A 1,659-nucleotide genomic window follows, 5' to 3' on the forward strand; every position below is an offset into this window, starting at 1 on the left:
CGGCAGATTTGCGTTGCAAATCGCCTGCCGGGCAATGGATGCGGCGCGGGTTCCTCTATCTCGTGGCGATCATGGACTGGCACACCCGAAAGGTGCTGGCTTGGCGCATCTCGAATACGCTGGAGGCCGACTTCCGCGTCGAGGCGTTGAACGAGGCCATCCACCGCTTCGGCCCGCCCGGGATCACGAACACCGATCGGGGCAGCCAGTTCACGTCCTTCGCCTGGGCCGATCGGTTGCGCCGATCCGGCATCCGCATCTCGATGGATGGCAAGGGCCGGTTCCTGGACAACATCCTCGTGGAACGGCTGTGGCGCAGCCTGAAATACGAATGCGTCTACCCGCACGCCCGGGAGACCGGATCGGAGGCGAAAGCCGGCGTCGGCAAGTGGATCGAGTTCTACAACCGCAAGCGCCCCCATTCCGCCCTTGGCGGCAAACCCCCAGCCGTGGTCTACTGGCTGAGAAAAGACGAAACCCAACCCGGTCAGCAGGAGCAAAGAGTAGCTTAAATCAAGCCGGAAACTGTCCAGACATTGGGGAGTAGCTCATTTCGTAGCTCAGATCACGCTTGGAGCGACCGCCATCAAAATACGCCGTTCCGTCTTTCGCGAGCCGGAAGCCGCGAAACGAGAAACCATCAAGCTCAAGCCAGGCCTTGTCCGGGTTGGCGGCCAGGTAGCGATCCCGGAGTTCGATCACATCAACCGGCTCCTGGGCAGGCTGCCGCGGCATCAGGGTCGGCACCTGCAGGCGTTGCGTGGTGGTCAAGGAAACCGTTGCGTTTTCAGGGGCCGGGGCCTCGGAAACCGGCATCCCGGTGGATTGGCAGGCGGAAACGCCTGCGATCAAGGTCAGGGCCAGAATGCTGCGAAAAAAGAAGGGTTTGGACAAATTTGCGCCTCCAAATCATGCGTTCCGAGGCGTTATGTGTTTCGATTTCTTAACGAAAGGTTAGCGGCGCCAACCTTCCGTGGAGTCCGGTATAGGTCACGGCGATCGGCCACCGTCACGCACGGCCTTCCCGCAAGCCGCCAACGGCGAAATGCCCGGCTTCAAACCATTTTTCGCAAATCACCCGGACTGCACCCTCATCCCTCTTGCCCTTCCCCGTACACCTCTCCCCTGGTCCATGCATCGAGAATGCGGCGGATCATCTCCGGTCGGGTGGGTATGTCCTTTTCGCGCCTGCGAGCATCGTCGAGCAGGGCTATGAGGTCACGATGGAGGCGGAGGGTGAGGGCTTCGGTGTCTTTTTTCGGTGGGGCCATGACTTTTCTGCTTTATGATGTTGACATTGTAATTGCATAGTCCCATATTGATCGGACGGAAGCAAGAGCTCCTACCCTCTTGCCTCCGCCCTGACCACAACGATCCTCAGGAGATCATCATGGCTGACACGCCCTTTAGCACGCCGCGCCCCGCGGCTGAACCGCTGACTGCACTCATTTCTTCGGACAAGCTCGCTTTCCGCGCCGCGCTCGACCAGCTTTTCGTCGCCCTGCGCGCCGACTGGCTGGTGTACCAGACCCGCGCCGACCTGAACTCGGACAAGGGCATGGGCTTGGGCGACACCGCCGCCAGCGCCTGGTCATTGGCCGGCGCCGGGCTGCGGGCTGTCCGGGATATGCGCGCGGCGCATCCCGACCTGCGGGCCGC

General features: G+C 61.6%; 2 protein-coding genes and 1 pseudogene. 2 read left to right on the forward strand and 1 reads right to left on the reverse strand.

Annotation, left to right across the window (positions count from 1 at the left end):
- On the forward strand, nt 1-512 hold a 512-nt coding region (locus tag C4S70_RS18320), incomplete at its 5' end, for an integrase core domain-containing protein (protein ID WP_235003899.1).
- A 1-nt stretch (nt 513) separates the two neighbouring features.
- Here C4S70_RS18320 and C4S70_RS18325 read toward each other — a convergent pair.
- Entirely contained in the window at nt 514-894 is a 381-nt protein-coding gene (locus tag C4S70_RS18325; RefSeq protein ID WP_104009513.1) for a hypothetical protein, read from the reverse strand.
- A 496-nt stretch (nt 895-1,390) separates the two neighbouring features.
- On the opposite strand from C4S70_RS18325, the pseudogene C4S70_RS18335 reads away from it, so the two are divergent.
- A pseudogene (locus tag C4S70_RS18335) lies at nt 1,391-1,659 on the forward strand (hypothetical protein); the annotation flags it as partial.

It is taken from the genome of Jhaorihella thermophila, assembly GCF_900108275.1.
GTDB lineage: Bacteria > Pseudomonadota > Alphaproteobacteria > Rhodobacterales > Rhodobacteraceae > Jhaorihella > Jhaorihella thermophila.